This window comes from Anabaena sp. 90, from assembly GCF_000312705.1.
GTDB lineage: Bacteria > Cyanobacteriota > Cyanobacteriia > Cyanobacteriales > Nostocaceae > Dolichospermum > Dolichospermum lemmermannii.
The window spans coordinates 1-16,972 of the sequence record NC_019429.1 but is presented as its reverse complement, the minus strand read 5'-3'; the positions used below and the strand labels follow the sequence as shown (position 1 = coordinate 16,972).

Sequence of the window (16,972 nt, the reverse complement as noted above, 5' to 3'; positions counted from 1 at the left end):
TTACTAACTTGCCCGAAAATGGTAAAGAAACATTCAACTTTTGCACACTAAAATCAACTTTTTACGCGGTTCAGCTTCTCAAACTTGCTCATAAATAACCCTTTTTTGGGATGTTTTCATTTTGAACAATCAAGTTCAGATGGAAGCTGAAACAACGGTAAATTAAGAGTTTTGAGAATTAAGCACACAAAACTTTACAATGTGTCCCATTTTGCAGATATCCCGTCTGAACCCCAACTATGCAATTAATTTGAGCCAAAAATTGTCTTGTTTGCAAGCCGGAGCGTTTATGTTTGTGAGCCGCAATACGTAGGCATCAATGACGTTTTTCAACTCCTCAAAACTTCAAAAGCGATCGCCATTGCTGCCAGCTTTCTCGTATCAATACCACGAACATTATCTGGGAGTTCGGTTGTTGCTACATTATCACCGTTACGAGTACCTGCATCTAAATCATTGAGCAAATTATCTGTCACCTCTAATAGATCATCATTAACAGCCATAGGACTTCTACGATTTCCCAGACCTTTGCTTTTGGCAATTGTTTGTAATGCTTTCAGGGAAGTTCGCAAAGGTGTTGTACTAGCAATAACAAGTGCTTCGGCGATGCCCAAGGGTTCACCAATGGTAAGTTTAAAGCCATCACGACCAGCTTGAGGAACTACTAATTTCTGTTTTGGCTTGATCAGTGCTGCTGTTTCTGAAGCTGACCAATCATTAGGAAAAATAACCGTCATTTCTCCTTCGGCATCAATCACTAAAATACTCACGTAGACAATAGTATTGTCATTTTAGAAGTCAATACTGTAGCCAAATTACGAGGGTTCAACGGCTGTAGGAGCATTGTGAACACGACCAAGAGAGGTAAGCTTGGCAAAAATCTGGGCTAATAAAATAGGCTCTGGTTGTTCCGGAAGCATTTTTAACATTTCACGAACATATCGAAAACCACGACAGTAAGCCTTAAGATCAATAATTCCAGCACCAGGATTATCTTGACGGAATTGAGCTAAAAGATAATGAGATAAGTTGACCATAAAAAAAGAAAGATTGGCCGCATTAGTCACCGCAGTTTGACCCCGATTCATAAAATCTTCCAATCCCCAGAACTGCTTGGCATCACGAAAATTAAATTCGATTTGAAAGCGGAGTCTATAGTAGTCGATTATTTTCTCATAAGACAAATCTAAGTCACTGGAAAATAAAATCACATGACTAACAGCATTCGTCTTGATATTTGTTTTTACCAAAATCACTACATTCAAGGATTGAGCAAATTCTTTGTGCAGTAGAGTCATTTGATAAATATCAGTTTTGATATCTTCGTCAATACTGCTTTGACGTAAATATTCCCCAGCAATATTACGCCAGTCCAGCTTATCTCCGTATTTACGACGAGAACGATGATTAGGGTCAGGATGTTGGTAAGGTATGTATAACGCCGAATCGTGGCGTAATTTGGAAATTATGTGTAACTTTACCTGTCTAGCCATTTGCAAAGCATTATTGTTCCCAAAGTGACCATCTACAACCAAGTAAGTGAGGGGGATAAAGTTAGCTATTAACTTAAATAGCTCATTAATCATTTTCTGAATTCTTAGTAGTTCAGATGTAAAAATCACCTCCTGTTTATTTTTGTTCTTACTCCCTTTTGGTCGTCCCCGTCCAGGTTTTTCTTGAGGTTTTACTTCTGGAATTGGTGAGACAATACTTTTTTCTACATCGCTCTTGATTACCTGTTCTATCTGAATCGGAAATGAGTGTCTTTGTTGAACACTTACTAATGATAAGGTAAAGAAAGATAGCCCCGATATTGGTTTGCTTGTTAGACTTGAGAAGAACCTATCTAATCCATAGGTTTTTTTCCCGGCTTTGCTTATTACTACTTCATCTCCTGCCAACAAATAAACATCATTTGGGCAAAACAAATGCCGCCGAAAAAACACCCAGAACACCGTTGCCCACGGTATGACTGTCCGAAAGAATCTGATTACCGTCCGATAACTACCACCACTAAGCGTCCAACGCGAAATTCCCAACATCGTTACTCGTCCGCTCATTGCTAACATGGCCATGATGATCTGACTCAATTGCCGCATAGTCGTCACTTTTATTTCTGGTAGCAGGCATTGCAGGAGTGTTAGGATATCAAACATGGGCTGTATGTGGTTTTCGAGTTTTTGTTTTGGAAGACTATAACTCTACTACATCAGCCCTCTCTCTTCATCCTCTTTTTTTGGCTACAGTATTGAAGTGAAATTGCAATTTTGACCTTTCTAATATTAATGCCACTTTTGGTGGTTTCAATCCCTAATAGGGAGTAAGTGAAATTGCAATTCAGGTAATTTTCACCATTAGTTTTTGACTTTTTTAGTTTCAATCCCTAATAGGGAGTAAGTGAAATTGCAATATGAAGGTTGGGATAATGGCACAATTTTATAAAATGTTTCAATCCCTAATAGGGAGTAAGTGAAATTGCAATTTTCTACGATCAGAGACTGCTGTCTACGATCAGAGTTTCAATCCCTAATAGGGAGTAAGTGAAATTGCAATTGCTTCCATTGTCGAATCACCGCCAGACAATTCCAGTGTTTCAATCCCTAATAGGGAGCAGGGGAAACGCATCTAAATTATCTTGACAGAATACTATATTAGTGCATCAATATGGGAAAATATCTAACTTCATTCAAAATCTGATAAATTCCTTTATTAAAATTATAAAAATTTCATAAATTTAGAGTAATTATTTATTTTTAATGATGGATTTATTTTGTTCAGTTCTATATATTAATATCTATATTTTTTGGCATCAAAAATATAGATTCTATTGTAGAATCAACAGAAAAATAAATTGGTTATATTTATATTTGTCTATATTTTCTGATTTTTATCAGATACATTCTAAAATCTTCTCTAAATATTCATCATCCCATCCTGCACAAAACTGCTTACTTTTAGTTCCTAGTTTTTGGCTTTTTTCTTTTCCTAAAAGATTAACTGCTATATGACGAATAACTGCAAAGTTTTGTGGTGCATTATCCTTTCTTATCCGACAATCATCTTCTCTAAAAGCTACATCTAAAACCCAGTGTAATGAATTCTCTATACCCCAATGAGTGCGGACTGATTCTCCTAGTAATTTCGCATTATTTGTCAAACTACTTATATAATAGCCTGTCTCAACCTTCGTTTTTCCATTAACTTTTCGTATATATTCTACCATTCCTACACTTTGAAGATTTACCCATTTCTTATCAGTATCTATTCTTTCTTCTATGTCTGATAACATGAGATAATGACGAATCTCTTCTCTTCCATGTTTGTCTTCTTTTGTATGAAATTCACTATATTTGAATCCCTCAAACCCTTTAGATATAGCTTCTTTGAAGATTTCTTCTACATTCTTATATAAATTACCTTGATTCTTTTTGAGTGCGATAATATATTCGCCTGATTTTTCTGCAATTGATTTTACTATCTCTTTTTGACACCCCATCGCATCAATCGTTACTAAACATCCGGCTATATCTAATACTTTAATTAATTCCGGTATGGCTGTTATTTCATTTGACTTTTCTTCTACTTTACATTGTCCTAATACTAATTTATTACTAGTTGCCCATGCACTTACCATCTGAATCGCACCTTTATCCTTTCCTTTATCATATGAATGCCTTAATGTTTTCCCATCTATTGCTATGACTTCTCCTTCTGTAATTTTATTGATAGATTTTATCCAACTCAAAAAACAATTCTGAAATTGTTGCGGATCTATTCTCGCAAATACTCTTGCGAATGTATCATGAGATGGAATCCCGTTTGGAAGTTCTAAAAATTGTTTTAGCCATTTTTCTTTCTTTTTTCCATAAGCCTCCATCAATACCCAACTATCTACTCCACAGATCACTGCACAAATCGCAATGGTTACTATATCTATTAATTTATGCCTTTTTGTTCTCTCAACTCTTTTATCTTCTAAATCTTTAAAGTGATCTACTATTGTGATTTTTGGTGGTAGCTTCATTTTGTGAATTTTGTCTCTTTAGTTTTATTGAGAATACCACTTCAACTCATTTTATTGATTCTTATAGAAACGAATTTACCATCAAATTTTCTTCATACTCATTTATTGGCTTGATATTAACATGGTAATACTGCCCTTTTTATCTATTCATAGAAGTTACATTTTGTCAAAAAAAATTAGATGCGTTTCCCCTGACATTCTGTCACAGTCCAACCCTTCTTTATGGGTAAATATCAAGTCACCCAAGCACAATGGCGATTTGTTGCTCATTTACCCCAAGTGAACAAAGAACTAAACCCAGACCCATCTAATTTTAAAGGTGATGGTTCGACTTCGCTCACCAACCATCGTCCCGTTGAGCAAGTTTCTTGGGAAAATGCGGTTGAGTTTTGCGATCGCCTTTCAAGGCATACTAAAAGACAATATCGTTTACCCAGTGAAGCTGAATGGGAATATGCCTGTCGAGCGGGGACTACTACACCGTTTCACTTTGGAGAGACGATAACAACGGATTTGGCTAATTATAATGGTAAATCCACGTATGGCGATGGAGTTGAAGAAATTAATAGAGGAGAAACAACAGAAGTAGGCAGCTTTGGAGTAGCCAATAATTTTGGATTATACGATATGCACGGCAATGTATGGGAGTGGTGTCAAGATAGTTGGCATAGTAACTATAAAGGTGCGCCAACAGATGGTAGCGCATGGCTAGATAATGAAGAGAGTAGTAATAGAAAGCTGCTGCGCGGTGGTTCGTGGTACAACTATCCTGGGAATTGCCGTTCTGCTTGTCGCTACGACAGCACTCTCACCACGACTACAACTATATTGGTTTTCGGGTTGTATGTAGTGGTGCGGCGAGGACTTAATAGCACTATGCGCTTTTGCCCTCTTGCTCTTTTCTTGTCTTATCCCTCTCGCGTAGCGAGAATTTTTTTTGAAAAAATGACTAATGGGACATTCAATAAAAAATATCAACAAACTGGTGATAAAAAATGCCAAAAATTATTATTCATGAATATGAAAGAACCGCACAGTATTTTATTGAAGATTTAGGTAATAATGTCACCTTAGACATGGTATCTATCCCAGATGGAACATTCCAGATGGGAACAGATGATAAAGAAATAGAGAGACTTTGTAAAGAATATGATGTTAATTATTTTAGAAGAGAAAGTCCCCGGCATTCTGTCACAGTGCAACCCTTCTTTATGGGTAAATATCTAGTCACTCAAGCACAATGGAAAGCCATAGCAGAACGAACGGATCTTAAAGTTAAAATTGATTTAGAATCTGACCCATCTCATTTTAAAAAAGATCCTGCTTCAGAAAAGGGAGAGAAGGCAGGAAACCGCTGGAATAGACCTGTAGAGTGTGTTTCTTGGAAAGATGCGGTTGAGTTTTGCGATCGCCTTTCAAGGCATACTAAAAGACAATATCGTTTACCCAGTGAAGCAGAATGGGAATATGCCTGTCGAGCGGGGACTACCACACCATTTCACTTTGGAGAGACGATAACAACGAATTTAGCAAATTATCAGGGTACGGATAATGAAGAATATAAATGGTCAGGTTCTTATGGTTCAGGACCTAAAGGAGTTTACAGAGAAGAAACAACAGCAGTAGGGAGTTTTGGAGTAGCTAATAACTTTGGATTATACGATATGCACGGCAACGTCTGGGAATGGTGTCAAGATGATTGGCATAGTGACTATGAAGGTGCGCCTACAGATGGAAGCGCATGGTTAAGCAGCGAAGAGAGTAGTGATAGAAAGCTGCTGCGCGGTGGTTCGTGGTACTACAATCCTGGGGATTGCCGTTCTGCTTTTCGCTACTACGACTCTCTCGGCTACGACCACAGCGATATTGGTTTTCGGGTTGTATGTAGTGGTGCGGCGAGGACTTGATAGCACTATGCGCTTTTGCCCTCTTGCTCTTTTCTTGTCTTATCCCTCTCGCATAGCGAGAAAAATTTTTTTGTCAGAATCAGGATATCCACCGATTAAAGGATGAACAGGATGAAACCAGGGATTTTATATTGTCAGCTTGCGACGTATAACTAACAACCGGAATTTTAGTCGGTTTCAACCGACTTCAGCTATGAGACAGAGAATTTATTCTCTGGCGTTGTTGATACTAACGATACTAACTTCCATTCTCTGGCGTTGTTGATACTAACTTCTTGGTTTATTTTGTCAAAAAATCATCAACTAATATCAGAAAATCGGGATTTCATGGGTAGAAAATAATTTTTTATTTCTATTTTTTATCAGCTATACTATAAACAGTATGACCAAAGAAAATTAATTTACTAAAAAACAATTATTGCTTAGTAAAGGCTTTGCGTATATCAAATAAATTAACTTAATGTTGAACCTTGATAATTTTAAAAAATTAATTAGCAGTTAAATGGAAGAATTACCGATTATCCAAAAAACATACGATTTAATTAAATGGTATGTTCCCATTCTTAACCGTCTTCCCAAAGACCATAAATTTATATTAGGAGACAGAATGATAAAAGAATTATATGAACTACTTGAAGGTTTAATTATTGTTCGTTATGCCAAACAGAAATCAATTCAGTTAGAGTCCCTAAATAGTCAATTAGACATTATTCGCTATCAAACCAGACTATTACTAGATTTTCAGCTAATTCCTATTCATAGATATGAATATGCTGGTAAAGCAATCAACGAGATTGGTATGGAATTGGGTGGTTGGATTAAACAACAAAATAAACGTCCAGTGATTAAAAATTAGTAACTTGTCTGAATCAGGATGTCCAGGATTAAAGGATGAACAGGATGAAGATTTTATCACCAATTACCAATTACCAAAAATCCTATGAAACGCTATGGTAATCTTTATCCTCAAATAGTTGAGTTTGAAAATATATTAGCATCAGCCAAAAAAGCCCAAAGAGGTAAAAGATTTCGATATAATGTTTTAGAGTTTAATTATAACTTAGAAAGTGAATTAAGTAAATTACAACAAGAGCTAATCAATAAAACTTATCAACCAGGTGAATATAGAACATTTTATATTAAAGAACCAAAAACGAGAATGATTTCCGCCGCACCATATCGAGATAGAGTGGTACATCATGCCTTATGTAATATTATTGTTCCCTTAATTGAACCAACATTTATCGGTGATTCCTATGCAAATAGGGTAGGATTTGGAAGTCATCGGGCTTTACGTCGTTTTACTAAATTTGCGCGTTCTAATCGCTATATTCTTCAGTGCGATATCCAAAAGTATTTTCCTAGTATTGACCATGAAATTCTCAAAACTTTGCTACATAATAAATTAAAATGCCCGGATACACTTTGGTTAATAGATAGTTTAATTGATAACAGTAATGAACAGTTTCCAGTAGTTGAATATTTTCCAGGAGACGAATTATTAACGCCACTAGAAAGACAACGGGGTTTACCAATTGGGAATCTTACCAGCCAGTTTTTTGCTAATGTCTATCTCAACTATTTAGATCATTTTATTAAAGACAAACTAAAGGTGCGGAAATATCTGCGTTATGTTGATGATTTCGCCTTATTTTCAAATGATAGAGAATTTTTGACAGATGCTAGATATGCTATAGAAGAATACCTAACAGAATTAAGACTAAAAATCCATCCTATCAAGAGTCAATTGTTTGAAACAAAGTATGGTACTAATTTTTTAGGGTTTCGCATCTTACCAGACTGTATTCGAGTCCGTGCAGAAAACTTGCGTAGGGCAAGACGGAGAATAAAAAATATGCAAAGTAATTATATTCAAGGTAAGATTGAATTAGAGAAAGTATCCCAATCAATTCAAAGTTGGTTCGCTCATTTGGAACATGGTGATACTTGGCAATTACGCCAACAGATATTTACTACTCTTGCCTGGACAAGAGAGTAGAGAAGGGGTGGGCTATCTTAACTGCTGCGCGGTGGTTCGTGGAACAACAATCCTGAAAATTGCCGTTCTGCTTATCGCAACAACAACAATCTCGACAACAACAACAACAATATTGGTTTTCGGGTTGTATGTAGTGGTGCGGCGAGCATTCTTCTGTACCAGAACTGGCGGGTGGGAATTCGTCGGGCGTGTCAAAGAAGAGTCCAGACCTGTTCCTGTGATGTCGGTAACGGCATCCGAAAATCAAACTGGATTGGGTAGCTTGGTAGGTGTCAAAGCCGAAGACTTGCCCAATTCTTATGCACGGGGTTTTTACGGCTATCTCGGTGCAATGCCGTGATAATTCATTTATAATTGACCACTAACAATTGACCGGATTTGTAAACTACCACTGGCGAATTCATCTCCCAAGAATTTCATCACAACTTTTAGTGGTGCAGCTTCCAGTTTAATACTACTAGGTGATGCGTCTATAAACTTAAATTGGTAAGGGTCACGCGGTAAAACTGAGGTATCAAAATCCTCAACCGACAAATCACCACTAATGAATACATTTGTATTAGTGCGGTTGAATTTACCGATCGCCTCCCCAATCACCTGATCTTCCACAAATACCGATTCAATAGTAGTAATAGCAGGTGTAGAAACATCTGCTGTAATTTGTTCAATAACAATCTGACTATCAGGGTCAGTTGCGGCTTTATATAGTTTATTTGTCTTAGGTTCAAGAACTATAAATCCAGTCCCGTTAGGTTGAATAATCTGAAATTGTCCATCAACTTTTGACCGATCGCCCGCCCTGACTCCCTTAATATTAGCAACAATTTTATGAGTGCTTCCCGAACTATTGTACACACCCTGTACCCCTGATGTAGAGGCAATTAGACGATTAAACTGGGTTAAAATTCCCCCCTTACTATTAATGCTAAATGCTGATAGAGCGATCGCAATCAAAATACAAAGTATAAAATATTCAGCATTACTCCCAGTCTTTAACCTTAGATTTCTATTCCCAGGACAAACACACCTAACAGGTGAAGGCCAGAACATTTCTACACCACCGCGAGTAAAGCAATCTGCAAACCAGCCAAAGGTATAACCAATTGTCAGGGCTGATGCTATAGGAATAAATTGGGGAATAAATATTGCTGTTCCATAGGAGGCGATCGCCACAACAGCCGATGCAACGATAGAATGAGTCATACTTCTATGGGGCATTGTTTCTTGGAAATAGCCACTTATCCAAGGGAAAACCTTACCTGCTGGAGAAGTAGAAACATCAACATCAGGAAGTAGACCAGCGATCGCCCCCACAGCAATTAAAACCGGGTCAGCGGTTTGCAGTAATAAACTGGATGCAGTCCCACTAATTAGTAAATGTGAAATTCCCAACATTATCTAATTCTCCTTTCCTCACTTGGTAAACTGTAAAGCAGTCGGGAGAGTCCCAAGAATATAGCCGCAGCGATGCCACCAAATATATAGAGAGCTTGATCATTAGTTCCCAAACCGATGAACCTCATAATTACAAAGATTACCCCCACTACTAAAATTAATGGGGTGATGTCAAAGTACCTTCTGTGATCAGCCCCTTCAATATCTAAACCTAAATATTCCTCCTCGATAGCACGAATAGCTAACATGGGATTTCCCCCGGCGCGTTCCTGAAGTTTAGATAAATCGGCAGACGTTAAGGCGATCGCTCTTTCTTGCGCTGCTGCTTTCATGATTTGTCTGATTGCCTTCTCTGGTAAGGGTTTCAGTTCAATTCTCGGAATATTAATGAAAATATCAGAACGGGGCGGGTCTGTAGCAAGTACCAACATCGGTACACCCTTACGGCGTAACTGTTTCAGCCAGATCCTAAATTTCATGTCGCAACTTTGAGCATCATCGAGGACGATAAATGCTGTGTTTTCCCCTAAGAATTCAGCGATCGCTCTTTTGAGTTTATCCATAGTCAGATTTTTTCCCTCTATATCTTCTGTGGGAAGTTCAAACTGCTGGGTAATCTCTAAAAGCATTTGTTTGGGAGTAGTTGGTTCAACGAAGGCCACCAAAAACCCATCGTCAGTTAATCTTTCAACAACGGCATTACCCAGTACAGACTTACCACTCCCCTCTTCACCGACAATCAAAATTGCCCCATTAGCGAGTAATGACGCTGTAGTGCGGTTTAATTCCGCTTGTCTATAAATTTGAAATTCCTCAACCTCAAAACATTCCTCCCCAACTCCCCCAACTCCCCCAACTCCCTCAACTCCCCCAACTCCCCCAACTCCCCCCACTCCCTCATTAGGGGATGGTTTAGAAAGCTGTGGAAATACAGAAATTACAGCCAAGATAATTGACAGGGGATTGAATGAACTCACGGTCAGCAAAAAGCCACTGACAACTAATTTCAACCAATTAGTTCTAGTCCGTCTTTTCTTTGGGTTTCCTGGATTTTCTGCATTGCTAAATTGATCAGGTTCTGGGGATTGTACGCGGCTTTGTTGGTATTGCTGCGTGATTGCGTAAAATTTCCCCTCGCACCCTCCAATTGCGCTTTTAAATCTGATGGCAGTTGATCTGGATTTTGGTAAAAATGAGTGGCGATTCCTACGGAGCGCTTCGCTATCGCTTCCTGAGCAATTAACGTTCCTGCGGCTTTTTCAGCGCCAGCCCGAACCATACTATTGATATCACTATCAGGGATAAAAGCCGGATTTAATGATGTAGCGTTTAACTCTTGTGCTGCATCGGTAATTTCTGATTCTTGACTCAACACAAGATTGTTTGCATCATCTAAGCCATCAGATTTTGTACTTGGTTCTGTACAAATTTTGGGACTTATTTCTGTACTTTCATTCTCGATGACTACGCCACCTAGGCTATCAGATTGTACGGATTCCAATTTTTTAAGCTTTCTCCATTCCGCAACCAGAGGACTAATATCTGTAAAACTTCCGCCGCCTAATTGCTGTCGTACAATATCTCTGTTTATTTTTTGATTTTTACTATGTAAGTTTTCACAAATTTCAAAGACTTTATCCTTCAAACTTGGCTCTAAAGGTGTACTAGTCATAGTTTTGTAAAGAATAATTTGTACTATTTTACTATACAAGTGTTAATTTGTGTATCAGTGATTGTACAATAAAATTATATAAAAAAAGCGACGCTGTACACGCCGCCATTGATTGTACGGGAAATTTTTATACATCAATTAGAATCAATGAAAATTATAATTAGTGTACTATTTTGGAGGTTGCAAGATTTCCCAAATACTTGGATCGTTTAATAAGTTTTCACTAACTTGAGGTGCTGCCAATACTTTAAAAAGATAATTTAATGCTTCATCAAAATTATAATCAAGCCGATTGCTAATAATCTCTATTGCTTGAGTAACTTGATCTAATAATTTAACTGGGTAAGCATTACCAACTAACGGAGAATTGCAGTTGTCACAATTGCTAGGGCAAAAGTCCTCAAAGTAGTGTTCATGCTGACATTGACTACAAACTTTTAACATCCTATCCATAATATTTCCTTAACTTTTCACTAATTTATTGATTCTCTCACAATAATTACGACAACCCCGACAGCTTGATGATGGCTTCGTCTGCTGTAGTCATCGAATATCGCCAGCTTTTACTTTGCTATTGTCGTGGTTTGTCGGGGTATAACTAACATCATTGATATAGGATCATAATACGTCATCTATATAAGCATCTAAGCAGCTTCTTTTTACCCGCCATGATCTACCAATTTTCTTAGCTGGTAATTGACCATTAGCGATCGCTTCTTTAAGCATTTCCCTGGGGAATCCCGTTAGTTGATGGCACTCATCAACAGTTAGTACCAGTTTGTCGCTGGCCTTTAGTTGTTGGCCAACTAGAAGCAATTCCACCATTGCCGATAGCTTGGAAATATCGCCAACCTCGACAACCCCGACAGGTTCATCATGGTATATTGTCAGCTCATTCTCGTCTAATGTCGCGGTTTGTCGTGGTTCTGGTATTGTTTCATAAGCTGGTGTTACGGACTCCGATTGATATTTAATTTTATCTAGTTCTGATTGCGTAAATACTGCTACAGTGCGGGTTTTACCTTTTTCATAGCTACAAGATATTTTACCGCTTTGTACGTATCTTTCTATGGCTCTTTCGCTACAGCCCAAATATGCTGCGGCTTCTTTTTTGTTCATGATGCCCTGGTCGGATTTAAACCACGACATCTATTATATCATTGTCGCGGTTTAACTGTCGGGGTTTGAGAATCGTTAAATTTTCTTGAGGGAAATTTATGTGAATAAAACCAGTTTTACCAAGTCCACTGGTAGGAACTGGAGTAAGCAATTAGATATCAGTCTTTTGGTTTAATACCTAATTCACAAAGTGTTTTCGCTTCACCAATTGTGTAATTTTGCTCTAGCTGAATCGTTGGTGTTGAGCAAAAACCTTGTCTGAACCATTCATAGGAGCGTTGAGTACCCCAAAAGGTTTTAATATTATCACTTTGTCTTTTATATTGCCCTTGTGTATTGGCAAGACATCCTTTTTCTTGCCATTTTTTACCTTCTAACCATCTTGATTCCTGATCACCAATATCAACTAAGTAACGTCCTTGAGATTCTGATACTCCCGTAATAACCACTTTTGAAGCAGTTAATTTTTTCACACAATCGCCTAAGTTGTTTTTGTTACACTCTCCTAGTGCAGCATCAGGTGACACACCTATTTTAATATATTCTTTAACGCACTCTATCTTAGTTGTTTCTTGAGCTTTGGCTGCTGCATTAGTTAAAAGAACGCCAATCATTGCTATCAAAGATGCTGTCGCGGTATTAGCAATAATTTTTCTATTGAAGATAAACATCGTAACCTCCTAAATACTGGTTTTAATCATTCATATTATCGCTCATAAGTATGATTACTAGCTATTAGGTAGTAAACCGAGATCCTTGTAAAAACCTGCAACATGGTCTGGAAACTATTGCTGTGTCTAGGTTTCAGCCGATTCGTACGATTCTCCCGGTTTGGCAGGGTGGTAACTGAAAACCTTTATTGGTAATACTTTCAGCCTATTTTGCCCCTGGTGACAGCAACGCTAGACTCGGTGGATTTATGGGAAAACCACTACTAAATTTTCTTGAGGGAAAATAATCGGGCTGGGGAAAACCGGAATTGAGAACACCGTGCCAAATTTTCTTAGGGGAAATCTCAAATAAGCGACTTTTCCGTAGCAATGCCTATGGTGTACCCCTCCAGAAAAGCAAGCGCGGGTGTATTAACTTACTAATACACCCTATAAAACTGGACTCTATTTAAGAATGAAAGGGACAACCACCAGCAGTTAACTTTTGCAAAAAGGCATTATTATCAAAATAATGCTCTAAAGATTCAATCTTTAAATCTTCAGTTACACGAGCAATACTCATACCCGTGATTTCTATTATTTCTCCTGTGGGTACATATTCTTTGTAAGTACCCGTAAATGTTCCCCAATGTCGCCATTTGAAGCTAACATTAGGGGGACCAGAAAGCACTTCTGTTAATTCCCATAAAAAACCCTTGGAAAAAGCATTATGAAATAGTTCATAGGAAGATTCAAAAGTTTCTGCGGCTGGACAATAATGCTCATTTTCAACTATAAACAAGTTATAAGTTCCTTGTTTAACAACTTCTTCAGCAGTATATTTTTGTCCTCCATTACTACTCATTCTAAACTTATCAACAACAATAGAAACCCACTGTTGAGGATTTAGTTTATAAGAAGCTTCCATCTCAAATGTCCGCACTAGATTTTGAGCGATCGCTTCTAATGAGCCTTCTGGATGATTGAATTTACTTTCTTTGTGCAGAAATTCATTGGTGTAGGAATAATCTGGCTTATTCCCTTCTCTCCATGCTACCCCTTGATCATGAGTAAGGACTTTTTCTCTATCTTGCACCCAAAGAGGTAATTCCGTAGTCTTATCGTTAGTCATTTTAGGTTACGTGCTTAAAAAAACCTTAACTAGCATAAAGGATTATGTAATCATATCAGTATCAAAATGATAAAAATCTTAGCATTAATCCGAAAGTTACTATCATTGCTTTGCACTGACACAAACACCACACCCTTCAACACCAAATTTTCTTGAGGGAAAACGACTTGATTGGGGAAAACCGGAATTGAGAACACCGTGCAGAATTTTCTTAGGGGAAATTTTTATAGAGGGCGATAGCGAAGCGCTGCTGCAAGCAGATCGCTCTATAGCTCCTGGGAATCGCCGTGCAGTCCTCCACAGAAATCGCCCCATCAACACCAAATAAATTTTCTTAGGGGAAAAGGGTAAACTACAATTATTACTTATCAGAATATAACTAACTAGAACTGATCTTCGGATAAGTAAATGAATGAATCCCCGGAAATTGGTGAAATAGGTGCTGTTAATTCCCTAGCTTTGACTGCACCCACACCCTTAACTCAACACCCCGCTGCTGTCTATCTTTCCAATTTGTCCCTTGGTTCTCGTCCGGCTATGAAACAGGCGCTGGATGCGATCGCTGGCATATTAACCAGTAATCAATGTGATGCTCTTACTCTTGATTGGGCTGAACTGCGTTATAAACATACAGCCTTATTACGGTGTATACTGATGGAAAGATATGCACCAGCCACAGCTAATAAAATGCTGAGTGCATTAAGGAGAGTCTTGAAAGAAGCATTACGACTTGAATTAATGGATGCTAGAGATTTTGCTAGGGCTGTAGACATCGCTAATATTAAGCTGTCTAAGGAACTCAAGGGGCGTTTTTTATCTGAAGCTGAAATTAATGCCCTGATGCAAACTTGTTTTGATGACCCTACTCCCATTGGTTATAGAGATGCGGCGTTGATAGCAATTTTGCGGGGTGCAGGATTGCGCCGGGGGGAATCGGTAAATTTAATGTTGAGTGACTTCCATTCTGGCAGTGTTAAAGTCCGCAGTGGTAAGGGTGGCAAAGATAGAACTGTTTATTTACCAGATGGGGTGTTGCCAATTATCGAAGATTGGTTAGAAATTAGAGGAAGAGAACCAGGGGCTTTAATCTGTCACATTAATAAATCCGGGGCGGTGACTTTACGACAACTGACACCTCAAGCGGTATTATTCATTTTAGAAAAACGGGGTGTAGAAGCTGGGGTAACAAACTTTTCTGCCCATGATTTTCGCAGGACTTTTATTTCTGAGTTGTTAGATTCCACTGATATTGTTACTGTCCAAAAATTAGCCGGTCATGCTTCACCTGAACTCACTTCTAGATATGACCGTCGGGGTGAGGAAGTTCAACAACGGGCTGTACAGGCAATTACTGTTCCCAAACGTCGTTAATTCTACTGTTTGACCGGATCAATACCTTAGTCAAATTACGAGGGTGAGATGATAATGCTTTAACCATGAACTCCCGTTCCTCGCTCTTGCTTGGCAAAAACAATCACCCCTAAAAATTCCTTAAAGGTTTCCGACAAGGATTTTTTAAATGTATTGACGGTAGGATAAGGGTTTTAGATTCTAAACTACCTTTTCATCGAAACGCTTATATATGATTATTTTTGCCGTTTTTGCCAAAAATTATCAAGGCTCTTATTTTGGCAATAGTATTGTTTTACATAAAGTAAAAACCTATTTTTAAATACGGAGAAGTTTTAATTGATTTAGATCCTAAAACGGCAATGTTTACGAAAATTGATTCAGTTACCATTATTAATAATGTTACCTTGTTGGTATTTTACACAGAAGCCCATTGTTGGCAGTTCCGGTTAATTACTGCTGGTGGTGAGGTGTTTGGTGAACGCAAGCTTTACTACACCCCAGAAGCCGCAGAAAAAGCGGGGCGGGAATGGATTGATCTGGATAGTTGATTCTGAAGGGATGGAAGGCGATAGCGAAGCGCTCGCCCTGGAATCGCTTTATTAGTTGAAGGCATCGTCATTTCAAACATTTGAATGGGTGTCCTTGATCATCCGACGAGCTAATTTAACATAGGTTTTCGCTGTGGTCTAAGGTATTTCTAAATTTTGAGCTATTACCTGTAATGATATTAACTGGTGAGTGATGCAGTCAAGTCATAATTTTGACATAGATTGATGAGTTTTCCTTTAATGCGCGATCGCACATCCTCCGGTGAAACTACAATACAATCAGAGGAATACTGCATGATTTCCCGGATAAACCAGAACGTATTAGATATTCCTCTAATCACTCGCTTCACCTTTGATTTTTCTGGTATCCATTCAACTCTTTTATCCTCTGGTTTAGTTTGATAGGCAAAAGCTAAGTTGTTTAGTAGGTGCATTTCTACATCTATTTGATCTAACTGCGACCGCCATTTACCAGCAATTTCCGTAATAGCAGCTTCGTTAATTCTGTCTAAACGAAAGCACCAGTTATGCTGTAGTTCTTCTATGTCATGATTATTTAATGTTTCCTCACACCAGCAATCAAGATAGAGGCGTTTTTCATGGGGGCTAATCTTAGCATAGTGAACCGTATAATTTAATATTCTTTCTGTTGCATCTTGATAAGAAAGTTGAAACGGTTGTTGACGCAAGATATAGTGGTCAATTTGTAACCGCCAAGATGGGAGTGAATTATTTAAAACCCCTTCAATTTCTTTTCGCATTGGTATGGACAATTCACTGCGTTCGAGTAGCAAATTAGCGATAATCTGCGCTTGTTCCACTTGTCCGATGTCTGTTAATGCACCTATGCAACGGTGTAAGGCGCGGATACGTGATTCCTGCCAGTCATGATTTTTGCCAATGATTAACTCATGTTGAGCGATCGCTTTGATAAGTTTGGAGATATTGGGATCTTCTCCCCACATCATCCCGAATTCGAGAGCGATAGCGAAGCGCTCCGTAGGAATCGCTTCTAGTTCGGCTTTGTCACGTTCTGATACCGACAAAGTGATAGACTGACCTTTTCGACTCATTATAAGTGTCCGTGTACTTTATACTTACTTTATCTTGTCAACTTCTATTTTGAGTGTCATTATAGATTTTAACAACGAGTTACGGACAGTTTTTAATTTT

At 38.2% G+C, this 16,972-nt stretch carries 19 protein-coding genes and 1 CRISPR repeat array; of the genes, 6 read left to right on the top strand and 13 right to left on the bottom strand.

The window, feature by feature from the left end; genetic code table 11:
* Positions 1–329: 329 nt before the first annotated feature.
* From ANA_RS23110 to ANA_RS23100, 3 genes are all read right to left on the bottom strand, one after another.
* Positions 330–770 carry a DUF4384 domain-containing protein gene (locus ANA_RS23110; RefSeq protein WP_041458709.1) on the bottom strand — a complete coding sequence of 147 codons (441 nt, stop codon included), beginning with the start codon at positions 768–770 and terminating at the stop codon, positions 330–332.
* A 45-nt stretch (positions 771–815) separates the two neighbouring features.
* The gene (locus ANA_RS23105) at positions 816–2,156 is read right to left on the bottom strand and encodes an IS4-like element ISAsp3 family transposase (RefSeq protein WP_015078275.1); all 1,341 of its coding nucleotides are present in this window, start codon (positions 2,154–2,156) and stop codon (positions 816–818) included.
* 144 nt (positions 2,157–2,300) lie between these two features.
* Positions 2,301–2,627: a CRISPR direct-repeat array (repeat unit 37 nt; unit sequence GTTTCAATCCCTAATAGGGAGTAAGTGAAATTGCAAT).
* 263 nt (positions 2,628–2,890) lie between these two features.
* On the bottom strand, positions 2,891–4,024 hold the full coding sequence (locus ANA_RS23100) for an ISAs1-like element ISAsp2 family transposase (protein WP_015078025.1): 1,134 nt from the start codon (positions 4,022–4,024) through the stop codon (positions 2,891–2,893).
* Between the two features lie 222 nt (positions 4,025–4,246).
* Between ANA_RS23100 and ANA_RS23095 the strand changes: the two genes are divergently transcribed.
* From ANA_RS23095 to ANA_RS23080, 4 genes are all read left to right on the top strand, one after another.
* On the top strand, positions 4,247–5,080 hold the full coding sequence (locus ANA_RS23095) for a formylglycine-generating enzyme family protein (protein ID WP_051155270.1): 834 nt from the start codon (positions 4,247–4,249) through the stop codon (positions 5,078–5,080).
* Positions 5,020–5,931, top strand: coding sequence for a formylglycine-generating enzyme family protein (locus ANA_RS23090; RefSeq protein WP_015081698.1), 912 nt, complete (start codon positions 5,020–5,022; stop codon positions 5,929–5,931). Before ANA_RS23095 ends, ANA_RS23090 begins: the two co-directional genes overlap by 61 nt.
* 502 nt (positions 5,932–6,433) lie before the next feature.
* Positions 6,434–6,787: a diversity-generating retroelement protein Avd gene (gene avd / locus ANA_RS23085; protein ID WP_015081697.1), complete on the top strand. Its 354-nt coding sequence runs from the start codon at positions 6,434–6,436 to the stop codon at positions 6,785–6,787.
* 84 nt (positions 6,788–6,871) lie between these two features.
* Positions 6,872–7,930 carry an RNA-directed DNA polymerase gene (locus tag ANA_RS23080; protein ID WP_015081696.1) on the top strand — a complete coding sequence of 353 codons (1,059 nt, stop codon included), beginning with the start codon at positions 6,872–6,874 and terminating at the stop codon, positions 7,928–7,930.
* A 12-nt stretch (positions 7,931–7,942) separates the two neighbouring features.
* Here ANA_RS23080 and ANA_RS26795 read toward each other — a convergent pair whose 3' ends face one another.
* The 9 genes from ANA_RS26795 to ANA_RS23040 form a co-directional block, all read right to left on the bottom strand.
* On the bottom strand, positions 7,943–8,125 hold the full coding sequence (locus ANA_RS26795) for a hypothetical protein (RefSeq protein ID WP_158310567.1): 183 nt from the start codon (positions 8,123–8,125) through the stop codon (positions 7,943–7,945).
* 153 nt (positions 8,126–8,278) lie between these two features.
* A complete protein-coding gene (locus ANA_RS23070) occupies positions 8,279–9,325 on the bottom strand; it encodes a metal-dependent hydrolase (protein WP_015081695.1) in 1,047 nt (348 codons plus the stop codon).
* The gene (locus ANA_RS23065) at positions 9,325–10,302 is read right to left on the bottom strand and encodes an ATP-binding protein (protein WP_235082165.1); all 978 of its coding nucleotides are present in this window, start codon (positions 10,300–10,302) and stop codon (positions 9,325–9,327) included. The genes ANA_RS23070 and ANA_RS23065 overlap by 1 nt, the downstream gene beginning before the upstream one ends.
* Positions 10,303–10,331: 29 nt before the next feature.
* Complete coding sequence (locus tag ANA_RS23060) at positions 10,332–10,997, bottom strand: DNA-binding protein (protein WP_015081693.1); 666 nt, start codon at positions 10,995–10,997, stop codon at positions 10,332–10,334.
* Between the two features lie 168 nt (positions 10,998–11,165).
* Complete coding sequence (locus ANA_RS23055) at positions 11,166–11,450, bottom strand: hypothetical protein (RefSeq protein ID WP_015081692.1); 285 nt, start codon at positions 11,448–11,450, stop codon at positions 11,166–11,168.
* Positions 11,451–11,615: 165 nt separating this feature from the next.
* On the bottom strand, positions 11,616–12,116 hold the full coding sequence (locus tag ANA_RS25225) for a helix-turn-helix domain-containing protein (protein ID WP_015081691.1): 501 nt from the start codon (positions 12,114–12,116) through the stop codon (positions 11,616–11,618).
* A 16-nt stretch (positions 12,117–12,132) separates the two neighbouring features.
* Positions 12,133–12,267 (bottom strand): hypothetical protein, encoded by a 135-nt coding sequence (locus ANA_RS28400; RefSeq protein ID WP_256369546.1) that lies wholly within the window; start codon positions 12,265–12,267, stop codon positions 12,133–12,135.
* Between the two features lie 7 nt (positions 12,268–12,274).
* Positions 12,275–12,787 carry a hypothetical protein gene (locus ANA_RS23045; protein ID WP_015081690.1) on the bottom strand — a complete coding sequence of 171 codons (513 nt, stop codon included), beginning with the start codon at positions 12,785–12,787 and terminating at the stop codon, positions 12,275–12,277.
* 448 nt (positions 12,788–13,235) lie between these two features.
* Positions 13,236–13,898, bottom strand: coding sequence for a pathogenesis-like protein (locus ANA_RS23040; RefSeq protein WP_015081688.1), 663 nt, complete (start codon positions 13,896–13,898; stop codon positions 13,236–13,238).
* 408 nt (positions 13,899–14,306) lie between these two features.
* Here ANA_RS23040 and ANA_RS23035 point away from each other — a divergent pair, with 408 nt between their 5' ends.
* Together ANA_RS23035 and ANA_RS23030 are read left to right on the top strand one after the other, a co-directional pair.
* Positions 14,307–15,269, top strand: coding sequence for a tyrosine-type recombinase/integrase (locus tag ANA_RS23035; RefSeq protein WP_015081686.1), 963 nt, complete (start codon positions 14,307–14,309; stop codon positions 15,267–15,269).
* Positions 15,270–15,610: 341 nt separating this feature from the next.
* Positions 15,611–15,799 carry a hypothetical protein gene (locus ANA_RS23030; RefSeq protein ID WP_015081685.1) on the top strand — a complete coding sequence of 63 codons (189 nt, stop codon included), beginning with the start codon at positions 15,611–15,613 and terminating at the stop codon, positions 15,797–15,799.
* A 179-nt stretch (positions 15,800–15,978) separates the two neighbouring features.
* Here ANA_RS23030 and ANA_RS23025 read toward each other — a convergent pair whose 3' ends face one another.
* The gene (locus tag ANA_RS23025; RefSeq protein ID WP_015081684.1) at positions 15,979–16,872 is read right to left on the bottom strand and encodes a helix-turn-helix transcriptional regulator; all 894 of its coding nucleotides are present in this window, start codon (positions 16,870–16,872) and stop codon (positions 15,979–15,981) included.
* Between the last annotated feature and the right edge of the window lie 100 nt (positions 16,873–16,972).

Coding starts and splice junctions, on each gene's coding strand:
- ANA_RS23060 (WP_015081693.1), bottom strand. CDS start 10,997: ATGACTAGTACACCTTTAGAGCCAAGTTTGAAGGATAAAGTCTTTGAA.
- ANA_RS23045 (WP_015081690.1), bottom strand. CDS start 12,787: ATGTTTATCTTCAATAGAAAAATTATTGCTAATACCGCGACAGCATCT.
- ANA_RS25225 (WP_015081691.1), bottom strand. CDS start 12,116: ATGAACAAAAAAGAAGCCGCAGCATATTTGGGCTGTAGCGAAAGAGCC.
- ANA_RS23090 (WP_015081698.1), top strand. CDS start 5,020: ATGCCAAAAATTATTATTCATGAATATGAAAGAACCGCACAGTATTTT.
- ANA_RS23055 (WP_015081692.1), bottom strand. CDS start 11,450: ATGGATAGGATGTTAAAAGTTTGTAGTCAATGTCAGCATGAACACTAC.
- ANA_RS23040 (WP_015081688.1), bottom strand. CDS start 13,898: ATGACTAACGATAAGACTACGGAATTACCTCTTTGGGTGCAAGATAGA.
- ANA_RS23035 (WP_015081686.1), top strand. CDS start 14,307: ATGAATGAATCCCCGGAAATTGGTGAAATAGGTGCTGTTAATTCCCTA.
- avd (WP_015081697.1), top strand. CDS start 6,434: ATGGAAGAATTACCGATTATCCAAAAAACATACGATTTAATTAAATGG.
- ANA_RS23105 (WP_015078275.1), bottom strand. CDS start 2,156: ATGTTTGATATCCTAACACTCCTGCAATGCCTGCTACCAGAAATAAAA.
- ANA_RS23100 (WP_015078025.1), bottom strand. CDS start 4,024: ATGAAGCTACCACCAAAAATCACAATAGTAGATCACTTTAAAGATTTA.
- ANA_RS23095 (WP_051155270.1), top strand. CDS start 4,247: ATGGGTAAATATCAAGTCACCCAAGCACAATGGCGATTTGTTGCTCAT.
- ANA_RS23070 (WP_015081695.1), bottom strand. CDS start 9,325: ATGTTGGGAATTTCACATTTACTAATTAGTGGGACTGCATCCAGTTTA.
- ANA_RS23025 (WP_015081684.1), bottom strand. CDS start 16,872: ATGAGTCGAAAAGGTCAGTCTATCACTTTGTCGGTATCAGAACGTGAC.
- ANA_RS23080 (WP_015081696.1), top strand. CDS start 6,872: ATGAAACGCTATGGTAATCTTTATCCTCAAATAGTTGAGTTTGAAAAT.
- ANA_RS23030 (WP_015081685.1), top strand. CDS start 15,611: ATGTTTACGAAAATTGATTCAGTTACCATTATTAATAATGTTACCTTG.